Source organism: Clostridium sp. UBA1652 (assembly GCF_002320975.1).
GTDB lineage: Bacteria > Bacillota > Clostridia > Clostridiales > Clostridiaceae > Clostridium_T > Clostridium_T intestinale.
Window position 1 is genome coordinate 19,317 of the sequence record NZ_DCLI01000094.1, and the last position, 14,658, is coordinate 33,974.

Annotated in this window: 26 protein-coding genes; all 26 read left to right on the top strand. The window is 31.7% G+C overall.

Annotation, left to right across the window (positions count from 1 at the left end; translation table 11 throughout):
- Window positions 1-154: 154 nt before the first annotated feature.
- Window positions 155-550: a replication terminator protein gene (locus B3N22_RS22360; RefSeq protein ID WP_238906653.1), complete on the top strand. Its 396-nt coding sequence runs from the start codon at window positions 155-157 to the stop codon at window positions 548-550.
- A 69-nt stretch (window positions 551-619) separates the two neighbouring features.
- Window positions 620-1,333, top strand: coding sequence for a hypothetical protein (locus B3N22_RS22365; protein WP_286910718.1), 714 nt, complete (start codon window positions 620-622; stop codon window positions 1,331-1,333).
- Window positions 1,334-1,381: 48 nt separating this feature from the next.
- On the top strand, window positions 1,382-1,804 hold the full coding sequence (locus tag B3N22_RS22370) for a DUF1064 domain-containing protein (protein ID WP_286910720.1): 423 nt from the start codon (window positions 1,382-1,384) through the stop codon (window positions 1,802-1,804).
- Window positions 1,805-1,946: 142 nt separating this feature from the next.
- Window positions 1,947-2,177, top strand: coding sequence for a hypothetical protein (locus B3N22_RS22375; RefSeq protein WP_286910722.1), 231 nt, complete (start codon window positions 1,947-1,949; stop codon window positions 2,175-2,177).
- 66 nt (window positions 2,178-2,243) lie between these two features.
- Window positions 2,244-2,465, top strand: a complete 222-nt coding sequence (locus B3N22_RS22380) for a hypothetical protein (RefSeq protein WP_021801052.1) — start codon at window positions 2,244-2,246, stop codon at window positions 2,463-2,465.
- Window positions 2,466-2,556: 91 nt separating this feature from the next.
- Window positions 2,557-2,724, top strand: a complete 168-nt coding sequence (locus tag B3N22_RS22385; RefSeq protein WP_286910725.1) for a zinc ribbon domain-containing protein — start codon at window positions 2,557-2,559, stop codon at window positions 2,722-2,724.
- Window positions 2,725-2,726: 2 nt separating this feature from the next.
- Window positions 2,727-3,161 carry a DUF1492 domain-containing protein gene (locus B3N22_RS22390; RefSeq protein ID WP_286910727.1) on the top strand — a complete coding sequence of 145 codons (435 nt, stop codon included), beginning with the start codon at window positions 2,727-2,729 and terminating at the stop codon, window positions 3,159-3,161.
- Between the two features lie 311 nt (window positions 3,162-3,472).
- Window positions 3,473-3,964 carry a transposase gene (locus tag B3N22_RS22395; protein WP_286910729.1) on the top strand — a complete coding sequence of 164 codons (492 nt, stop codon included), beginning with the start codon at window positions 3,473-3,475 and terminating at the stop codon, window positions 3,962-3,964.
- A complete protein-coding gene (locus B3N22_RS22400; protein ID WP_286910731.1) occupies window positions 3,954-5,216 on the top strand; it encodes a PBSX family phage terminase large subunit in 1,263 nt (420 codons plus the stop codon). Before B3N22_RS22395 ends, B3N22_RS22400 begins: the two co-directional genes overlap by 11 nt.
- 5 nt (window positions 5,217-5,221) lie before the next feature.
- The gene (locus tag B3N22_RS22405) at window positions 5,222-6,604 is read left to right on the top strand and encodes a phage portal protein (protein ID WP_286910734.1); all 1,383 of its coding nucleotides are present in this window, start codon (window positions 5,222-5,224) and stop codon (window positions 6,602-6,604) included.
- Window positions 6,591-8,342: a minor capsid protein gene (locus tag B3N22_RS22410; protein ID WP_286910736.1), complete on the top strand. Its 1,752-nt coding sequence runs from the start codon at window positions 6,591-6,593 to the stop codon at window positions 8,340-8,342. The genes B3N22_RS22405 and B3N22_RS22410 overlap by 14 nt, the downstream gene beginning before the upstream one ends.
- 87 nt (window positions 8,343-8,429) lie before the next feature.
- Window positions 8,430-8,753: a hypothetical protein gene (locus B3N22_RS22415; RefSeq protein ID WP_286910737.1), complete on the top strand. Its 324-nt coding sequence runs from the start codon at window positions 8,430-8,432 to the stop codon at window positions 8,751-8,753.
- Window positions 8,754-8,821: 68 nt separating this feature from the next.
- Window positions 8,822-9,127 carry a hypothetical protein gene (locus tag B3N22_RS22420; protein WP_286910739.1) on the top strand — a complete coding sequence of 102 codons (306 nt, stop codon included), beginning with the start codon at window positions 8,822-8,824 and terminating at the stop codon, window positions 9,125-9,127.
- 26 nt (window positions 9,128-9,153) lie between these two features.
- Window positions 9,154-9,369, top strand: coding sequence for a hypothetical protein (locus B3N22_RS22425; protein ID WP_286910741.1), 216 nt, complete (start codon window positions 9,154-9,156; stop codon window positions 9,367-9,369).
- The gene (locus B3N22_RS22430) at window positions 9,370-9,699 is read left to right on the top strand and encodes a hypothetical protein (protein WP_286910743.1); all 330 of its coding nucleotides are present in this window, start codon (window positions 9,370-9,372) and stop codon (window positions 9,697-9,699) included. It begins immediately after the preceding gene.
- A 15-nt stretch (window positions 9,700-9,714) separates the two neighbouring features.
- Window positions 9,715-9,864, top strand: coding sequence for a hypothetical protein (locus tag B3N22_RS22435; RefSeq protein ID WP_286910744.1), 150 nt, complete (start codon window positions 9,715-9,717; stop codon window positions 9,862-9,864).
- Between the two features lie 114 nt (window positions 9,865-9,978).
- Window positions 9,979-10,626, top strand: coding sequence for a DUF4355 domain-containing protein (locus B3N22_RS22440; protein ID WP_286910745.1), 648 nt, complete (start codon window positions 9,979-9,981; stop codon window positions 10,624-10,626).
- 21 nt (window positions 10,627-10,647) lie between these two features.
- Window positions 10,648-11,622, top strand: coding sequence for a major capsid protein (locus B3N22_RS22445; RefSeq protein WP_286910747.1), 975 nt, complete (start codon window positions 10,648-10,650; stop codon window positions 11,620-11,622).
- 14 nt (window positions 11,623-11,636) lie between these two features.
- Window positions 11,637-11,948, top strand: a complete 312-nt coding sequence (locus tag B3N22_RS22450) for a HeH/LEM domain-containing protein (RefSeq protein WP_286910750.1) — start codon at window positions 11,637-11,639, stop codon at window positions 11,946-11,948.
- Between the two features lie 30 nt (window positions 11,949-11,978).
- Complete coding sequence (locus B3N22_RS22455; RefSeq protein WP_286910752.1) at window positions 11,979-12,308, top strand: phage head-tail connector protein; 330 nt, start codon at window positions 11,979-11,981, stop codon at window positions 12,306-12,308.
- Window positions 12,292-12,612: a hypothetical protein gene (locus B3N22_RS22460; RefSeq protein WP_286910754.1), complete on the top strand. Its 321-nt coding sequence runs from the start codon at window positions 12,292-12,294 to the stop codon at window positions 12,610-12,612. The genes B3N22_RS22455 and B3N22_RS22460 overlap by 17 nt, the downstream gene beginning before the upstream one ends.
- Window positions 12,609-13,079 (top strand): HK97-gp10 family putative phage morphogenesis protein, encoded by a 471-nt coding sequence (locus tag B3N22_RS22465; protein WP_286910756.1) that lies wholly within the window; start codon window positions 12,609-12,611, stop codon window positions 13,077-13,079. Before B3N22_RS22460 ends, B3N22_RS22465 begins: the two co-directional genes overlap by 4 nt.
- On the top strand, window positions 13,076-13,432 hold the full coding sequence (locus tag B3N22_RS22470) for a hypothetical protein (RefSeq protein WP_286910758.1): 357 nt from the start codon (window positions 13,076-13,078) through the stop codon (window positions 13,430-13,432). The genes B3N22_RS22465 and B3N22_RS22470 overlap by 4 nt, the downstream gene beginning before the upstream one ends.
- A 15-nt stretch (window positions 13,433-13,447) precedes the next feature.
- Entirely contained in the window at window positions 13,448-13,870 is a 423-nt protein-coding gene (locus tag B3N22_RS22475; RefSeq protein WP_286910760.1) for a phage tail tube protein, read from the top strand.
- A gap of 15 nt (window positions 13,871-13,885) precedes the next feature.
- Window positions 13,886-14,260 carry a DUF6096 family protein gene (locus tag B3N22_RS22480; RefSeq protein WP_286910762.1) on the top strand — a complete coding sequence of 125 codons (375 nt, stop codon included), beginning with the start codon at window positions 13,886-13,888 and terminating at the stop codon, window positions 14,258-14,260.
- A gap of 83 nt (window positions 14,261-14,343) precedes the next feature.
- The coding region (locus B3N22_RS22485; RefSeq protein ID WP_286910764.1) for a hypothetical protein at window positions 14,344-14,658 on the top strand (315 nt) is incomplete at its 3' end.

The following is a 14,658-nucleotide window of genomic DNA, read 5'->3' on the forward strand; positions in this document are numbered from 1 at the left end:
ATTGAAATTTACAATTATTAAATTATGTTAATAAGAACAGCAAGGAAAACTAATGAGAAACTAGGGAATAACCTAAATTTTAAGTATATTCATACCATTGCATTATCATTTGATAATCAATTAATAATAAATTAAAAAGAAAGGAAGGATGAAAATGGAAAACATGATAAACCTAGAACAATTTGCAGATGGAGCATTTGCGGAAAAAGTAAATATAGGATTAAAGGAGGTTTTAGCAAACATAACAGATCCTAATACAGACTGGAAGAAGAAAAGAAAGCTAACTATTGAACTTACATTTTCAGCTAGAGAAGATAGAGAGCTAACAGCAGTAGACATTATTGCAAAACCTAAGTTAGAGCCTGCAAAACCATTAAGTACAACAATAGTTATGGGTACAGATGGTAAGGGAGGAATTATGGCAAGTGAATTTAAAAAGCAAATACCTGGACAATCTGTTATGAGGGTTGATGAAGAAACAGGAGAAGTTTTAACCACAGCAGAAGAAAGAGAGCCAATAAACTTGGAGGGTATTAAGTTAGTTAAATAATTAAAAAAATTAATATAGCCATGGCAAGGGGCTTAAACCTTGCACATTAATTAAAAGGTGGAATTTAAAATGGAAAACAGAGAAGCTTTAGAGTATTTAGTAGGATTAGGAGAAAAGAAGGAACCAATAATTGAATTGGATCAAGGGACATTTTCAAAGGTTAGTTTAACAAGAATTACAGAACCTACAGCATCAAAATTAACAGTATCTACTCTTACAGGTTTAGTAGATTATATTAAAACAAATGTAGACGAGTTAGAAGGAAAGCTATTAATTCAAGTTAAGTCGCCAAGTGAAGTTGCTTTATATAGTCCTCTAAATGTGGATAAAGATAGAGAAAAGTATGTATCAGCAGAAGCTATACTTCCTAACAATGTTGTATATGAGAGATTCTTAGATACAGAAAGATTTAATATTATGCTGCAGAGTTCCTTTGTAGATGCACATGATAAGAAAGTGTTACTTAAATACACTGGATTAGTTCAAGATGATGCAGTTAAGAGCATAGGAGACAATGGTGTAAGCCAAGCTGTAACAATTAAAACTGGTGTTGCAAGTTTAGGACAAGCAGAAGTGCCAAACCCTGTAACATTGGCACCATTCAGAACATTCCCTGAGATAGAGCAACCTGAAAGTAAATTCATTTTTAGAATGAAAGAAGGTCCAAGTGCTGCGCTTTTTGAAGCTGATGGTGGAGCGTGGAGAAATAAAGCAATATTAGGTATTAAAGAGTACTTGAAAGAAGCTTTAAAAGAAAATGAGAACATTGAAATAATTGCATAAGAAAGTGGAGGGGTAAAACCCTCCATGTAAAAAAAAGAAGGTGGATCCATGAATAAGTATTTAAGTCATAAAACTGTAGTAGATGGGATTACATTTGATTCTAAAGATGAAGCAAAGTATTATGAAGCACTAAAGATAAGAAAGTATAGAGGAGAAATATTAAACTTTGAATTACAACCTAAATTTACATTAGTACCAAGTTTTAAAAAGGATGGCAAAACAAATAGAGCGATAACATATACTCCTGATTTTACTATATATCATAATGACGATAGCGTGGAATATGTAGATGTTAAAGGAATGACTACACAACAAGGAGAATTACGAATAAAATTATTCAATTACTTTTATATAGATTTAAAGTTGAGCATAGTTGCTAGAAATCTAAAATATGGTGATGAATATGGATTTATAGATTTTTATGAACTAAAGAAGATTAGGAGTAAAAATAGAAGAAGTAAAGTTAAATAAGCCTCTTACCCACAGGGCAAATAAAAAATATTAAATAAAAGGAAGGTGTAGAAAACCTTTGTTACACTTAATCTTGTAGCTCTGTGGGATTTTTTTTATAAAAGAATTAACCATAATATTGTGAAGGGAAGGAAATTAAGAAATGAGTTGTCAAGCAGTTAAAAACGGTGAGGTTAAGAGAAAAGGAAAACCAAGTATCGAATATCATGATGATAACGGAAAGCCTGTATATTACTGTTATGGATATATAGATTATGGCACAGAAGAATTAATAAAAACTTGTGCAAGTTGCAAAAGAAATGTGATATATGCACAGGGAGATTTAGAAGGACTAGAAGAAGGATTGCTAGAAGTGTTACAAAGTGCAACATGATAATTAAAACTCAAAAAATCAAGTAATTAAATAGCTCTGTGGGATTTTTTATAAGGATGTGAAAATATGAAAATAGGTTTGAATCTAGATGATTTAGAAAAATATATAGGTAAAAAGGCAACAGTAGTAACTCTAAAAGGTGAGAAGAAAATTAAAACTAGAGTACAGGTGGTAGAAGTTATTAACGATAGGCAGTTTCTTTGTAATGTGCTAGGTAATAACAATAAGGTTAGATATAAAGAATGTTTCTTTGTAGAAGATCTAATAGATAAATTAGAGGTGAGTTAAATGAAAATAGTACTAGCTGTTATTGTAGTTATATGTATTTTACTTACATTAGGGTTATGCAAAGCAGCAGGAAAGGATAGGAGGGATTGAAGTGCAAAGATTTTGTGAAGATTGCAGAAAAGAAACTACTCATGACCAGGATATTATAGTCTATGAAGCTGATGAAACGGAAAGTAAGTTTTATATTTGCAAAGAGTGCGGACATATTGACGTAAATGTAGGACCTATAGATTATGAGGATTTAATAAGGGAGGGATAGTCTTGAATAAAGAAGAGTTATCTAAGTATAGAAAAATATCTTGTGAAATAGATTTACTTAAAAGGCAATTAGAAAAAGTAGAACCTGAGTTTACTACAGATTCAGTCACAGGATCATATACAGAATTCCCTTTTATACAATGCAATATTAAAATATCAGGTGTTGATACAGATTCTTATAGAAAAAGAGTTTCTGGAATAAAGAAAAGGTTAAGCAAGAAACTTAATGAATTGATTGAAGAGAAGGATAAGCTTACAGAATATATTTATACCTTAGAGGATAGCAGCTTAAGACAGATATTAATATATAAATATATAGAAGGACTAACATGGAAGGATATAGGGGATAAAATGAATTACGCAACTAGTACTGTAAGATTAAAACATGATGCGTTTATGAAAAGATTAGCACCTATTAGCACATCAAACATGCTATGATTGTATCATGGAATTTTGTGGCATGACCTCCTACTTAAATATAAGGCATCTAATTAAGTTTAGGTGTCTTTTATTATATAAATATTGATTAGCAGTAGCAGGAACTTACAAACGTGGTTACTGCATCAAGACACTCGAAAGGGTGTCTTTTTATTATATAAAAATAAGGTGATTAAAATGAAATGTAATATTAAAAGGAAACAATATGAGAAATGTATTAAATGTGAATATTGCACTAAAATAAATGAGGACAAGTTATTTTGTCCTTTTTTAAGTTGTTTTAAGAATAAATAATTAAGGAGGTGAGCCTAGTGGCAAAATCTAAATGGGAAGATATTAAAGATAAACTAATACTTATTGAAGGTTGGGCACGTGATGGGCTCACTGATGAACAAATAGCTGCTAATTTAGGGATAGGGAAGACAGCTTTTTATAAATATAAAAAAGAACATACGAACTTTGCGAACGCCTTAAAAAAGGGAAAAGAAGTTATTGATTTTGAGGTTGAGAATTCACTTCTTAAAAGAGCTCTAGGATATGAATATACAGAAGTAACTAAAGAGAGGATCATGAAGAAAGATGAAAAAGGACAACCGGTTACTGATATACACGGATTTCCTTGTTATGAAATGGTAGTTACTAAAACAGTTAAGAAAGAAGTTGTACCAGATACCACAGCACAAATATTCTGGCTTAAGAATAGAAGACCTGACAAATGGAGAGATAAACAGGAAGTTCAACATAGTGGTGGTATTGCAAGTGAAATTAATATAAAAATAGATGGTGAGGACTATGGCGATTAATATAGAAATTGATTCAAAAGTATTTAATCCCATATATTATAAACGCCAGTTTAAGAATAATAATAGATATCAGATTTACTTTGGTGGTTCATCCTCAGGTAAATCTTTTTCTTTAGCTCAAAGAACTGTTTTAGATGTACTTAACGGAAAGAGAAATTACTTAATAGTAAGAAATGTACAAAGTACAATCAAAAGATCGTGTCTAAATGAAATAACTAAGGCAATAAGCGCATTTAAAGTAAATGAGTACTTTGAAGTAAATAAAACAGATATGATAATTACATGTAAACTTAACAAAAAGCAAATTTTATTTTGTGGTTTAGATGATGTTGAAAAGATTAAATCAATAACACCTATAGATGGAGTAATAACTGATATATGGGTTGAAGAAGCAACCGAGACAGAATATAAAGCTGTAAAACAACTTGATAAAAGACTTAGAGGAAGAAGTGAAGTAACTAAGAGATTAACTCTAAGCTTTAATCCTATATTGAAAGATCACTGGCTATATACTGAATACTTTGATATATGGGAAGATAATAAACAATATGTAGAGAAGAATAACGTAAGTATATTAAAGACTACATACAAAGATAATAAATTCTTAACTAAGGATGATATAGAAGCTTTAGAAAATGAAACTGATAAATACTACTATGAAGTTTATACATTAGGTAATTGGGGAGTTCTTGGAGCTGTTATATTTAAAAATTGGAAGGTGCTTGATTTCAGTGATATAGAAAAGACGTTTGACAATCATAGACATGGAATAGACTGGGGGTTTGCTGATGATCCTTTTGCATATATCAAGTCCCATTATGATAAGACAAGAAAGAAAATTTATATATGTGATGAAATAGAAGCTGTAGGATTATTGAATGAAGAATCTGCTCCAATGGTTAAAGATAAAGCTGGAAGTAGCAAAGTTACTTGTGATAATGCAGAACCTAAATCAGTAAGTGATTATAAAAGACTTAGAGTTAATGCTAAAGCTGCTAAAAAAGGACCAGGAAGTATTGAGTTTGGAATTAAGTTCTTACAGGGGTTAGAGATAATAATACACCCTAGATGTCAGAACTTTAAAAATGAAGTAAGTAAATATAAATACAAGGAAGATAAGAATGGCAATGTACTTCCAATACCAGTAGATAAAGATAACCATTTAATTGATGCTCTTAGATATTCCTTAGAAGATGATATGGTTCAAAATAAAGTTAAGATAGGTAACAAAGCTAAATTAGGATTGAGGTGATAAAAATGGCAATTATAAAAGATAGAGACTTATTAAATAAAGATGGCTCTATACCAGTAGAGCTATTAGTTAAGTGTTTAAGTAATCATAAAAATATGCTAGACAGATATAAGCTATTAGATAGCTATTATGATGGAGAACATAGAATATTAAATAGAACATTATCAAGTGATTCATTGCCTAACAACAGACTTGTAGCAAACCATGCAGAGTATATTACAGATATGGCTACAGGGTATGTATTTGGAACTCCTATAAGCTATAGTGGAGATGGAGTGGAAGAGCTAAACGAGATATTTACAGATATTGACGAGGATAGCCATAACAATGAGTTAGCTTTAGATATTTCTATATTTGGGTTAGGACATGAACTTTTATATATGAATGATGATGAAATACCATATCCAGAACTAGCGACATCAAGTCCATTAAATTCTTTCTTAGTTGTAGATAGCACAGTAAAACATAAAGGTATGTTTGGAGTAACTTATTATGAAAAGAGAGATATTGATGATAACATAAAAGGTTATGATGTTAATGTTTATACAGAAGATAAGATAATACATTATTTCTTTCAAGATTTATCAAGCAGAACACCAACTTTGATAAGTGAAGAAGAACATTATTTTGATGGAATACCTTTGATTGAATATCAGAATAATAAGAAATACAAAGGAGACTTTGAGGGTGTATTAACTCTCATAGATGCATATAACCTTTTACAGAGTGATAGAGTTAATGATAAAGAGCAGGTAGTTGATGCTCTTTTAGCAGTTATAGGGGCTTCTTTAGGTGATGATGAAGAAGAAAAGATTAAGACAGGCAAACTCTTAAAAGAGCTAAAGATTATAGAGCTTGATGAAGGTGGAGATGCAAAATGGCTAGTCAAGAATCTTAATGAAACAGAAATAGAAGTACTTAAGAAGTCACTGAAAGATGATATACATGAATTCAGTAAAGTCCCTTGTCTAACTGATGAAAACTTTGTAGGAAATGCTTCAGGTGTGGCTATGAAGTACAAGCTTTTGGGGTTTGAGCAATTAGGTAAAACCAAAGAAAGATACTTTAAAAAAGGCTTAAGACAAAGATTAAAACTAATGAGTAATATAGAGAACATTAGAGCCAAGAATATAGATTCAAGCAAGATAAACATTACTATGAAACGTTCCCTTCCAGTAGATAATGAACTCATGGCAAAGATAGCTCAAGAAACAGATGGGTTTATAAGTTGGGAAACTAGAGTAAAGAGATTTGATGAAGAACTAGATGTAGAAGAAGAAAGAAAAAAACTTGATGATGAGAATAAAAAGAAAATAGAAGAGCAACAAAAAACATTTGGAGCATATGACTTTAAAACTACTGGTGGTGGAGTAGATGAAGAAGAGTAATGCTTACTGGGAGCGAAGAGCTAATGCCAGAATGGCAGAGTATCATAAATCTTCTGATGAAACTATCATTAAAATAAATAAAGCATATGATAAGGTTATTAAAGATATAAATGATGATATCAATAAGATATTTTTTAAGTTTCAAACAGATAGTGGATTAACTTTATCTGAAACAAGAGATTTATTAAATAGTAAAATACCTAAGAAAGAACTGGATTCAATAAAATTAAAAATAAATGGTATCCAGGATGAAGATTTAAAAAAGTATTTAATGGCACAACTTAATTCAGAAGCTTATAAGGCTAGAATATCAAGACTTGAAGCTCTCAAACAAAGTGTATATATTAATACTAAAATAGCAGCTGATGTAGAGATATCACAAAGTACAAGGCTATATACTGATAATATAAGAAAAGCATATTATGCTAATCTTTATGACATACAAAAAGGTACTGGATTAGGTTTTAGTGTGGCTCAAATGCCTGTACAAACAGTTCAAGAGATACTAAGGAATAAATGGAGTGGTAAACACTATTCAAAGCGTATATGGCGTAATACAGATGTTTTGGCAGAAAAGCTTGAGGAAATAATAACTAGTGGGTTAATGAGTGGTAAAAGCTCTAGAAAAATGGCAAAAGAGCTAAGAGATCAAACTGATTATGGCAAGTTTGCAGCAGAGAGATTAATAAGAACAGAAACTACTTATGTTGTAAATGCTGCTGAAATGGAAAGTTATAAAGAAGCTGATATAGATAAGTATATATTCGTGGCTACGTTAGACATGAGAACTTCTGAGATATGCAGAGAAATGGATGGTAAAATAATTGAAGTTGATAAGGTTATAGCAGGCGAAAATCTTCCTCCACTTCATCCGTATTGTAGGTCAACAACTAGAGCTTATTTTGAGAATATGGAAAGACTTCAAAGAAGAGCTAGAGATCCTAAGACTGGCAAGACACAAATTATACCAGGGGATATGACTTATCAGCAATGGCATGATAAATATGTAACTCAGAGTAATAGAAGTAATTCGTTTGAAGATAAAGTTAATGGAGCTAAGACTATTGAAGAATTAAACAATGTAACATTAGACAAGCAAAAATCTCTTGGGATTGCTAAAGTAGATTTATCCGGAGCAAATATAAACAGAGCTAAGGAAATATCTATACAGTTTAATAATCTATCTACTGAATATAATACAGAACCTATAGTGGAGTTAAGCATAAGCGATAGACTTCTTGGAAAACATTCGGTGGGAGAAACTATTAGAGGAAGTAAAGGGAAAGAGTGCATTATTAGACTAAAGGAAAGTGATAACGTAAAATACATAACAAAGGAAAAATACAAAAATATCAAAAGCGGAGATGGCATTCTTAACTTTGATGTTGTAGTTGATGAAGATAAGGCAAATATAAGCACAATAACACATGAGTTTGCGCATGCATTTGGAGATTCAACACAAGGTAATAATAAAGAGTTTTGGAAAGAAATTAAAGGCGTTAGAAACCTTTACGCAAGAGAAATGAAGGCTATAGACAAAAAGTCAATTGTAGATAAATCAATATCATATGACGAAGCTAAGTTATTAAAGAATCAAATTTTCATTTCAGAATATGCAAATAAAAGCATTGATGAATTTATGGCAGAAGCATTTACAGAAGCTAAACTATCTTCTAACCCTTCAAAATACTCTATGAAGGTCTTAGGGGTAATAGATAAATATTTTAAAAAGAAATAGTACTTACTTAGAAAAATAAGTAGGTGCTTTTATTATTTCCCATTTTGTTATATCATTATAGTAATGGTTATATATGGAGGGATGCACATGGGATTATTTGATTCAGCAGAAGAAAAAGCAAGAAAGAAAAAGCTTAAAGAGGAAGAAAAGGAACTAAAAAGAAAAGAGTTTGAAAGAATAATGGCTTCCAATCCAGAAGTAACAAAAAAATCTTCAACTAATAGTAATACAGTGAAAGATGATAAAATCCATTGCCCTAAGTGTAATAGTACACAGATTACTGCTCACAAGAAGGGTTTTAGCATGGGAAAAGCTTTTGTAGGAGGAATCTTATTAGGAGATGTGGGTAAAAATAAAATATTAATAACTTGTTTAAATTGCGGACATCAATGGAAACCTGGGAAAAAATAATATAGTAAATATTAAGCACTTACTTATGTAGGTGCTTTTATTATACTCAAAAAAAGGAGGATTAGGATATGGCTCTAATTATTAAAGTCATAGATTTCACGATAGATAAACAGCAACTAGCAACTAAAGATTACAAGCCAATAATATGTCCTTATAGATTTGCTGTATTTATAGGCAAAGAAAAAATATCTCCAGTTTTTGAAGGGACACTATTGGGCTTAGGGGATACTTTAGAACAATCAATGGAAGAAGCGATAGAATACATCAAACAGTTTAGGGATAGAGGTTATGTTTTCTCTATTTTGGAAAATAAAACATATAAAGAACATAAAATTAAAATACAGAAGAAGTTGATGAAGCGTGTAAAAGCATAAGTCATAAAAATAAGGAGGAATTCATTATGAATGATGATATTTTAAGAAAAGTTGAAAATCATTTAAATGTTACAGAGGTAAAACAGGGAGCCGAAATGCTAAAAGAATATGTACCCTCAATAGTAAGTATGAATAAAGATATGTATGAAGAGATGAAAAAGCAAGGATTTACAGATGAACAAGCTTTTAAATTCTCATGTCAATATACATTGAAAATGGTATTCCAAGGAGGTGAGAAATAAGTGATTTTAATTAACATTGCTGCTTTAATAGTTATTGCTTCAAGGGTATATGATATCTATGTAAATTATAATGTCAAAAAGCAAAATGACAGTTTAAAAGAAGTTACTGAAGGCATGAAAAGAGAACTAGATGGAATGAAAAAGACTGTAAGTTCAAATAGAAATGCAAGTGGTGAGATAATAAAAGAAAAATTACATTGTATTAAGAACGGATCTGTTGAATCTGAAGAGATAGTTCTAATTATTGATTCTAAAGAGGTTGCAAGAGTTGTTGTAGATTCAATCAATAAAAACCAGAAACAACAGGAGAAAAGAATTGAACCAGTATAAAGGGGTGATTAGTAAATGCCAATACCAGTACAAATAACATTAATAATTTGCGGAACTATAGTTGTTACTTCTGCTATAAGCACCATAGGAGATGTGGTTAAGGGTAAAAAAGAAAGGTTTATTCCTTCACAGGGATGCAATAGCGAATGTAAAGAAGATGAGTAAAGCTTACTGATACTATCAATAAGCTTTTATTTATGCCCTGAATACGGCTCTAAACTGTTCAGATAAAATAATTGAACCTAATGGGCATTGAATATTAGGGGCAAGGAGGATAATATGCAAAAAAGAAAATTAACCATGAATCTACAACTATTTGGAGTTCTAAATAATCCTTATTCAAGGAGATTTATGGCTCCAGATACAGGAGAAACCACTGGAACTTCTGGAACAGGGGAAACTGGTACAGATGGCGAGGGTGATGGAAAAGAAGGTAGTGAACAAACCTTTGATGATGTACTAAAAGATAAAAAATATCAAAGTGAGTTTGACAAAAGAGTAGCCAAGGCTTTAGAAACTGCAAAAACTAAATGGGATACAGATAAAGCTACTGAGTTGGAAAATGCTAAAACAGAAGCTGAAAAACTTGCTAAGATGAATGCGGAGCAAAAAGCAAAATATGAAGAAGATAAGAGAATCAAAGAACTAGAGAAAAGAGAAAAGGAAATAACAACAAGGGAACTTAAAGCACAGGCTTATGAAACATTAGCTGAAAAAGGGTTGCCTAAAGATCTAGTTGAGATACTTAATTACTCAGATGCTGAAAGCTGTAATAAAAGCATTGAAGCAGTAGAAAAGGCTTTTCAATCAGCAGTAGAGAAAGCTGTAAATGAAAAGTTAAGAGGGGGCAAACCTCCTAAAGATAACGGCAAAGGTTCAGGTGCAACAACATTGACAGGAGCACTTGAAGAATATTATAAAAACTAATAAAAGAAAGGATGATATTAAATGGCAATAACATTACAACAAGCAAAAGTGGGAATGGCTAATAAAGTAGATCAAATGGTTGTTGATGAGTTTAGAAGAGGATCTATTCTAATGGATAAAATCACATTTGATGATACAGTTTCTCCAGGAACAGGAGGTTCAACTTTAGTATATGGATATACTCAATTAAAGACACCAGCAACAGCGGGTTTCAGGGATATAAACACAGAATATACTCCACAGGTTGCAGACAGACAAACAAAGTCAGTGGAGCTTAAAGTATTCGGTGGAACATTTGATATAGATAGAGTTTTAGCAAATACATCTGGATCTATAAATGAAGTGGACTTCCAATTAAAAGAAAAGGTTAAAGCAACTATTAACTTGTTTCATAATGCTGTAATCAATGGAGATAAATCAGTAAAAGGATTTGACGGTTTAGATAAGATGTTAGTAGGTTCATCTACAGAAATTAATACAGGTTCTGTAATAGACCTATCAAACTCAGCGGCAGTAGATGCAAATTATAAAACTCTATTAGATTTATTAGATGAGTTTTTAGCGGAAATGGATGGAGTTCCAGATGCATTAATGGGAAATTCAAAACTTATAACTCGTATTAAGCAGGCAGCACGTAGAGCAGGTTACTTAACTCATAGTGAAGATGCTTTTGGAAGAAGTGTTGAATCATATAACGGCATTCCATTAGTTGATTTACAATACTACTATGATGGAACTACAACGAAGCCAACAGTACCAATAGTTACAAGAACTGTTGGAACTAGTACAACAGGATTAACAGATCTTTATGGTGCAAGATTTGCAATAGATGGACTTCATGCTGCTTCACCTGCAGGTGGGAAATTAATAAATACTTGGTTGCCTGATTTTAAGACAGCAGGAGCTGTTAAAAAGGGTGAAGTTGAAATGGTTGCAGCAACAGTATTAAAGAAGTCAAGAGCTGCAGGTGTTCTACGTAATATCAAAGTACAATAAGGTGGTGGAGTTAAATGTATGAAATAAAATTTAAGGATGACAATAAATATACTGGAGAATATGGGCCAGTCATGTTTATTGATGGGCTAACTAAGACCAACAATGAATGGTTAGCAGGATGGTTTGAAGGAAATGGATTCATAGTTAATAAGATTGAGGATACAGTAGTAAATTCTGAATCAAAAGATGGATATACTCAGGAAGATGAGGATCTAAATAATTTGACAATGGAAAAGTTAAAAGAAATAGTAGCAAATAAGGGAATTGAAGTTCCTTCTAAGATTAAAAAAGAAGAGTTAATAAAATTGATTGAGGAAGCGGAGTAATCCCTTCCTTTTATTCTTGGAGGTGTTTATATGACACAACTAGAAAAGCTTAAAATAAGACTTGGAATAGATAATGATGATACAACTAAAGATAATCTGCTAAATATGCTGCTAGAGGATGCACAAGCTGAAATATTAGACTACTGCAATAGAGATATTCTATTAAGCAAAATGGAAGGCTTACAAAGGGAATTAGCTATTACTTATTATAATAAACAAGGTTCTGAAGGCGAAGCTTCTAGGAGTGAAAATGGAGTATCTGTTAGTTATATTACAGAGATACCAGAAAGTATTAAATCACGCTTAAATGCATTTAGAAGATTAAAGATAGCAGGTGTAGCTAATGCGAATAAAGAATAAGAAACCTTACTACTTAAAAAGAAAGATAGTTATTGAAGATAATGAAGGCGGTAAGTATCCGGGGTACTCAGATGATCCAGTTACAATTAAAGCCAATATAGCTCCTGCTAGTGGCAAGCTGCAAGCTGAAATATATGGTGAGAGATTAAGTTATATGCTTAATATGCTTTATGATGAAAATGAAGTTATGGCTGAAGGTGATGGAATATGTGTTTATGTACCTAAAGAGAGTAAACCTGATTATAAAATAATTAGCATAAAAAGATATTCCCACCTGGTTATTGAGTTGGAGAAGATACTATGAGTAGTGTTGTAGGGTTAGAAAGCCTGCTAAAAAAACTTAATGCATTAGGCGGTAATGTTGAAGAAACTCTTTATAAAAGCATACAGAATCAGGGACAATTAGTAAAAGATGATGCTCAAGATTTAGTTCCAGTAGATACGGGAGATTTAAAGAAAAGTATCCATAGAGAAACTAAAAAACTTAAAGGGAAAATAGTTTCAATAATTTATACTAATTCAGATCATGCTGCTTACGTTGAGTTTGGTACTGGTAAGGTTGGAGAAGAAACTAACCAAAATACCAATGTGAGTGTTAGTTATAAACAGGATAAATGGCTAGTTAATATTCCAGACGTAGGACCAAGATGGATTAAAGGACAACCGGCTCAACCATATCTATATCCGGCTTTAAAAAACAATGAAGATAGAATTATTAAAAATATAAGACAGGATATTAAAGAAGCAATAAGAAAGGCGGCTAAGAGATGATTAATGTTAAAGATCAAATATACAATGCATTAAAAAGTATCTGTGAAAATGTAAGTGACAGTTATCCTTCTGAATGGTCTAAGTTACCAGCTATACAGTACGTAGAAGAAGATAACAGAGTTTATGAATTCACAGATGGTCAAGAGGATAAGTCTTATATAAGATATAAGATTGATATTTGGCACAATAGAAGCACGTCAGAGTACGCTTTAGAAGTTGATAAAAGAATATCATCTTTAGGGTTAACGAGAATACTGTGTCAAGATGTAGCAGATTCAAGTGGATTAAAACATAAAGTAATGAGATATGAAGGTGTAATTGATAATACAACAGAGTTTGTATATCAAGCATAGGAAGGAGGAAAATAGATGTTAGCAAATGGAATAAAATTAGCGTATAAAGAAAAAGGAGCTACAGGTGATTTTACTGAATTAAAGGGGCTAAAAGAAGTTCCTGAAATGGGTATAGAACCTGAGAAAGTAGACAATACAACACTGGCAGACACAGTAAAGCAATATGAAAACGGAATAGGTGATGCTGGAGATTTAGCTTTCAAATTCAAATATGAAAATAAAAGTGCTACTAGTTCGTACAGAATTTTGAGATTAGCACAAGAACAAAATAAGGTGTTAAGTTTTGAGGAAAAATTCCCAGATGGAACCGTGTTTACATGGGATGCACAACCAAGTGTTAAATTAGGTGGTGGCGGTGTTAATGCTGCTATTGAATTCACATTAAATATGGCACTACAAAGTGAAATTGATGTAGCAGATCCAACTACAACACCATAATAGGAGGAATATATAATGGCAAGAAAACAATTTGCAATATGGAAAGTAGGAGAGGAGGAATATAAGTTAAAGCTTAAAACTTCTTCTCTTTGTGATTTAGAAGAAAAATTAGGAACAAGTTTAATGAATATATTAGGCAATGGCAATATGCCTGCATTAAAAATAATGCTTACTATAACTCATTACGCTATGAAAGATTACAATGCAAACATTAAGTTTAAAGATGTACAAGAAATGTTTGATAGATATGTAGATGATGGTGGAAGTCAATTAGAGTTCTTTACTAAAGTTATAATGGATATATACAAGGTGAGTGGTTTTTTTACGGAAGCTCAAACGGAAATGATGGAAGAGAACTTGGAGAAAGCGGAGGAGCTTCTAAACGGATAGAAAGTTTCACAGAATTAATTGAAGGATTATACCCGCAGTTTTTAGATATGGGGTATGGTCCTTCTTTATTTTGGGATTCTTCTTTGCAAGAGATTTATGATTTTATAGAAAGTTATGGTAGACAACAACAACGAAAGTCTGAAGAGTACACTTCAGAACTAAAAAGTAGAGCATTACTTAATTCTGTATTGGCTAAACAGATAGGTGAACATGTAGCGTGTATGTTTAATAAAGATGCAACAGTAACACCTATACATGAGTGGTTTCCTACACTTTTCTCAAAGGAAGAATTTGAAGAACAAAATCAAGAAGCTAATATGGCTTTATATAAAGCTCAAATGGAGGATTTTGCATTTAGGCATAACTTAAAAACTAAAAGAAAGACCAACTATCAAAAG

Bases quoted from the DNA above. Each gene is read 5' to 3' on its own strand.
- B3N22_RS22360 (WP_238906653.1), top strand. From the start codon at position 155: ATGGAAAACATGATAAACCTAGAACAATTTGCAGATGGAGCATTTGCG.
- B3N22_RS22365 (WP_286910718.1), top strand. From the start codon at position 620: ATGGAAAACAGAGAAGCTTTAGAGTATTTAGTAGGATTAGGAGAAAAG.
- B3N22_RS22370 (WP_286910720.1), top strand. From the start codon at position 1,382: ATGAATAAGTATTTAAGTCATAAAACTGTAGTAGATGGGATTACATTT.
- B3N22_RS22375 (WP_286910722.1), top strand. From the start codon at position 1,947: ATGAGTTGTCAAGCAGTTAAAAACGGTGAGGTTAAGAGAAAAGGAAAA.
- B3N22_RS22380 (WP_021801052.1), top strand. From the start codon at position 2,244: ATGAAAATAGGTTTGAATCTAGATGATTTAGAAAAATATATAGGTAAA.
- B3N22_RS22400 (WP_286910731.1), top strand. From the start codon at position 3,954: ATGGCGATTAATATAGAAATTGATTCAAAAGTATTTAATCCCATATAT.
- B3N22_RS22405 (WP_286910734.1), top strand. From the start codon at position 5,222: ATGGCAATTATAAAAGATAGAGACTTATTAAATAAAGATGGCTCTATA.
- B3N22_RS22410 (WP_286910736.1), top strand. From the start codon at position 6,591: ATGAAGAAGAGTAATGCTTACTGGGAGCGAAGAGCTAATGCCAGAATG.
- B3N22_RS22415 (WP_286910737.1), top strand. From the start codon at position 8,430: ATGGGATTATTTGATTCAGCAGAAGAAAAAGCAAGAAAGAAAAAGCTT.
- B3N22_RS22420 (WP_286910739.1), top strand. From the start codon at position 8,822: ATGGCTCTAATTATTAAAGTCATAGATTTCACGATAGATAAACAGCAA.
- B3N22_RS22425 (WP_286910741.1), top strand. From the start codon at position 9,154: ATGAATGATGATATTTTAAGAAAAGTTGAAAATCATTTAAATGTTACA.
- B3N22_RS22435 (WP_286910744.1), top strand. From the start codon at position 9,715: ATGCCAATACCAGTACAAATAACATTAATAATTTGCGGAACTATAGTT.
- B3N22_RS22440 (WP_286910745.1), top strand. From the start codon at position 9,979: ATGCAAAAAAGAAAATTAACCATGAATCTACAACTATTTGGAGTTCTA.
- B3N22_RS22445 (WP_286910747.1), top strand. From the start codon at position 10,648: ATGGCAATAACATTACAACAAGCAAAAGTGGGAATGGCTAATAAAGTA.
- B3N22_RS22450 (WP_286910750.1), top strand. From the start codon at position 11,637: ATGTATGAAATAAAATTTAAGGATGACAATAAATATACTGGAGAATAT.
- B3N22_RS22455 (WP_286910752.1), top strand. From the start codon at position 11,979: ATGACACAACTAGAAAAGCTTAAAATAAGACTTGGAATAGATAATGAT.
- B3N22_RS22460 (WP_286910754.1), top strand. From the start codon at position 12,292: ATGCGAATAAAGAATAAGAAACCTTACTACTTAAAAAGAAAGATAGTT.
- B3N22_RS22465 (WP_286910756.1), top strand. From the start codon at position 12,609: ATGAGTAGTGTTGTAGGGTTAGAAAGCCTGCTAAAAAAACTTAATGCA.
- B3N22_RS22470 (WP_286910758.1), top strand. From the start codon at position 13,076: ATGATTAATGTTAAAGATCAAATATACAATGCATTAAAAAGTATCTGT.
- B3N22_RS22475 (WP_286910760.1), top strand. From the start codon at position 13,448: ATGTTAGCAAATGGAATAAAATTAGCGTATAAAGAAAAAGGAGCTACA.
- B3N22_RS22480 (WP_286910762.1), top strand. From the start codon at position 13,886: ATGGCAAGAAAACAATTTGCAATATGGAAAGTAGGAGAGGAGGAATAT.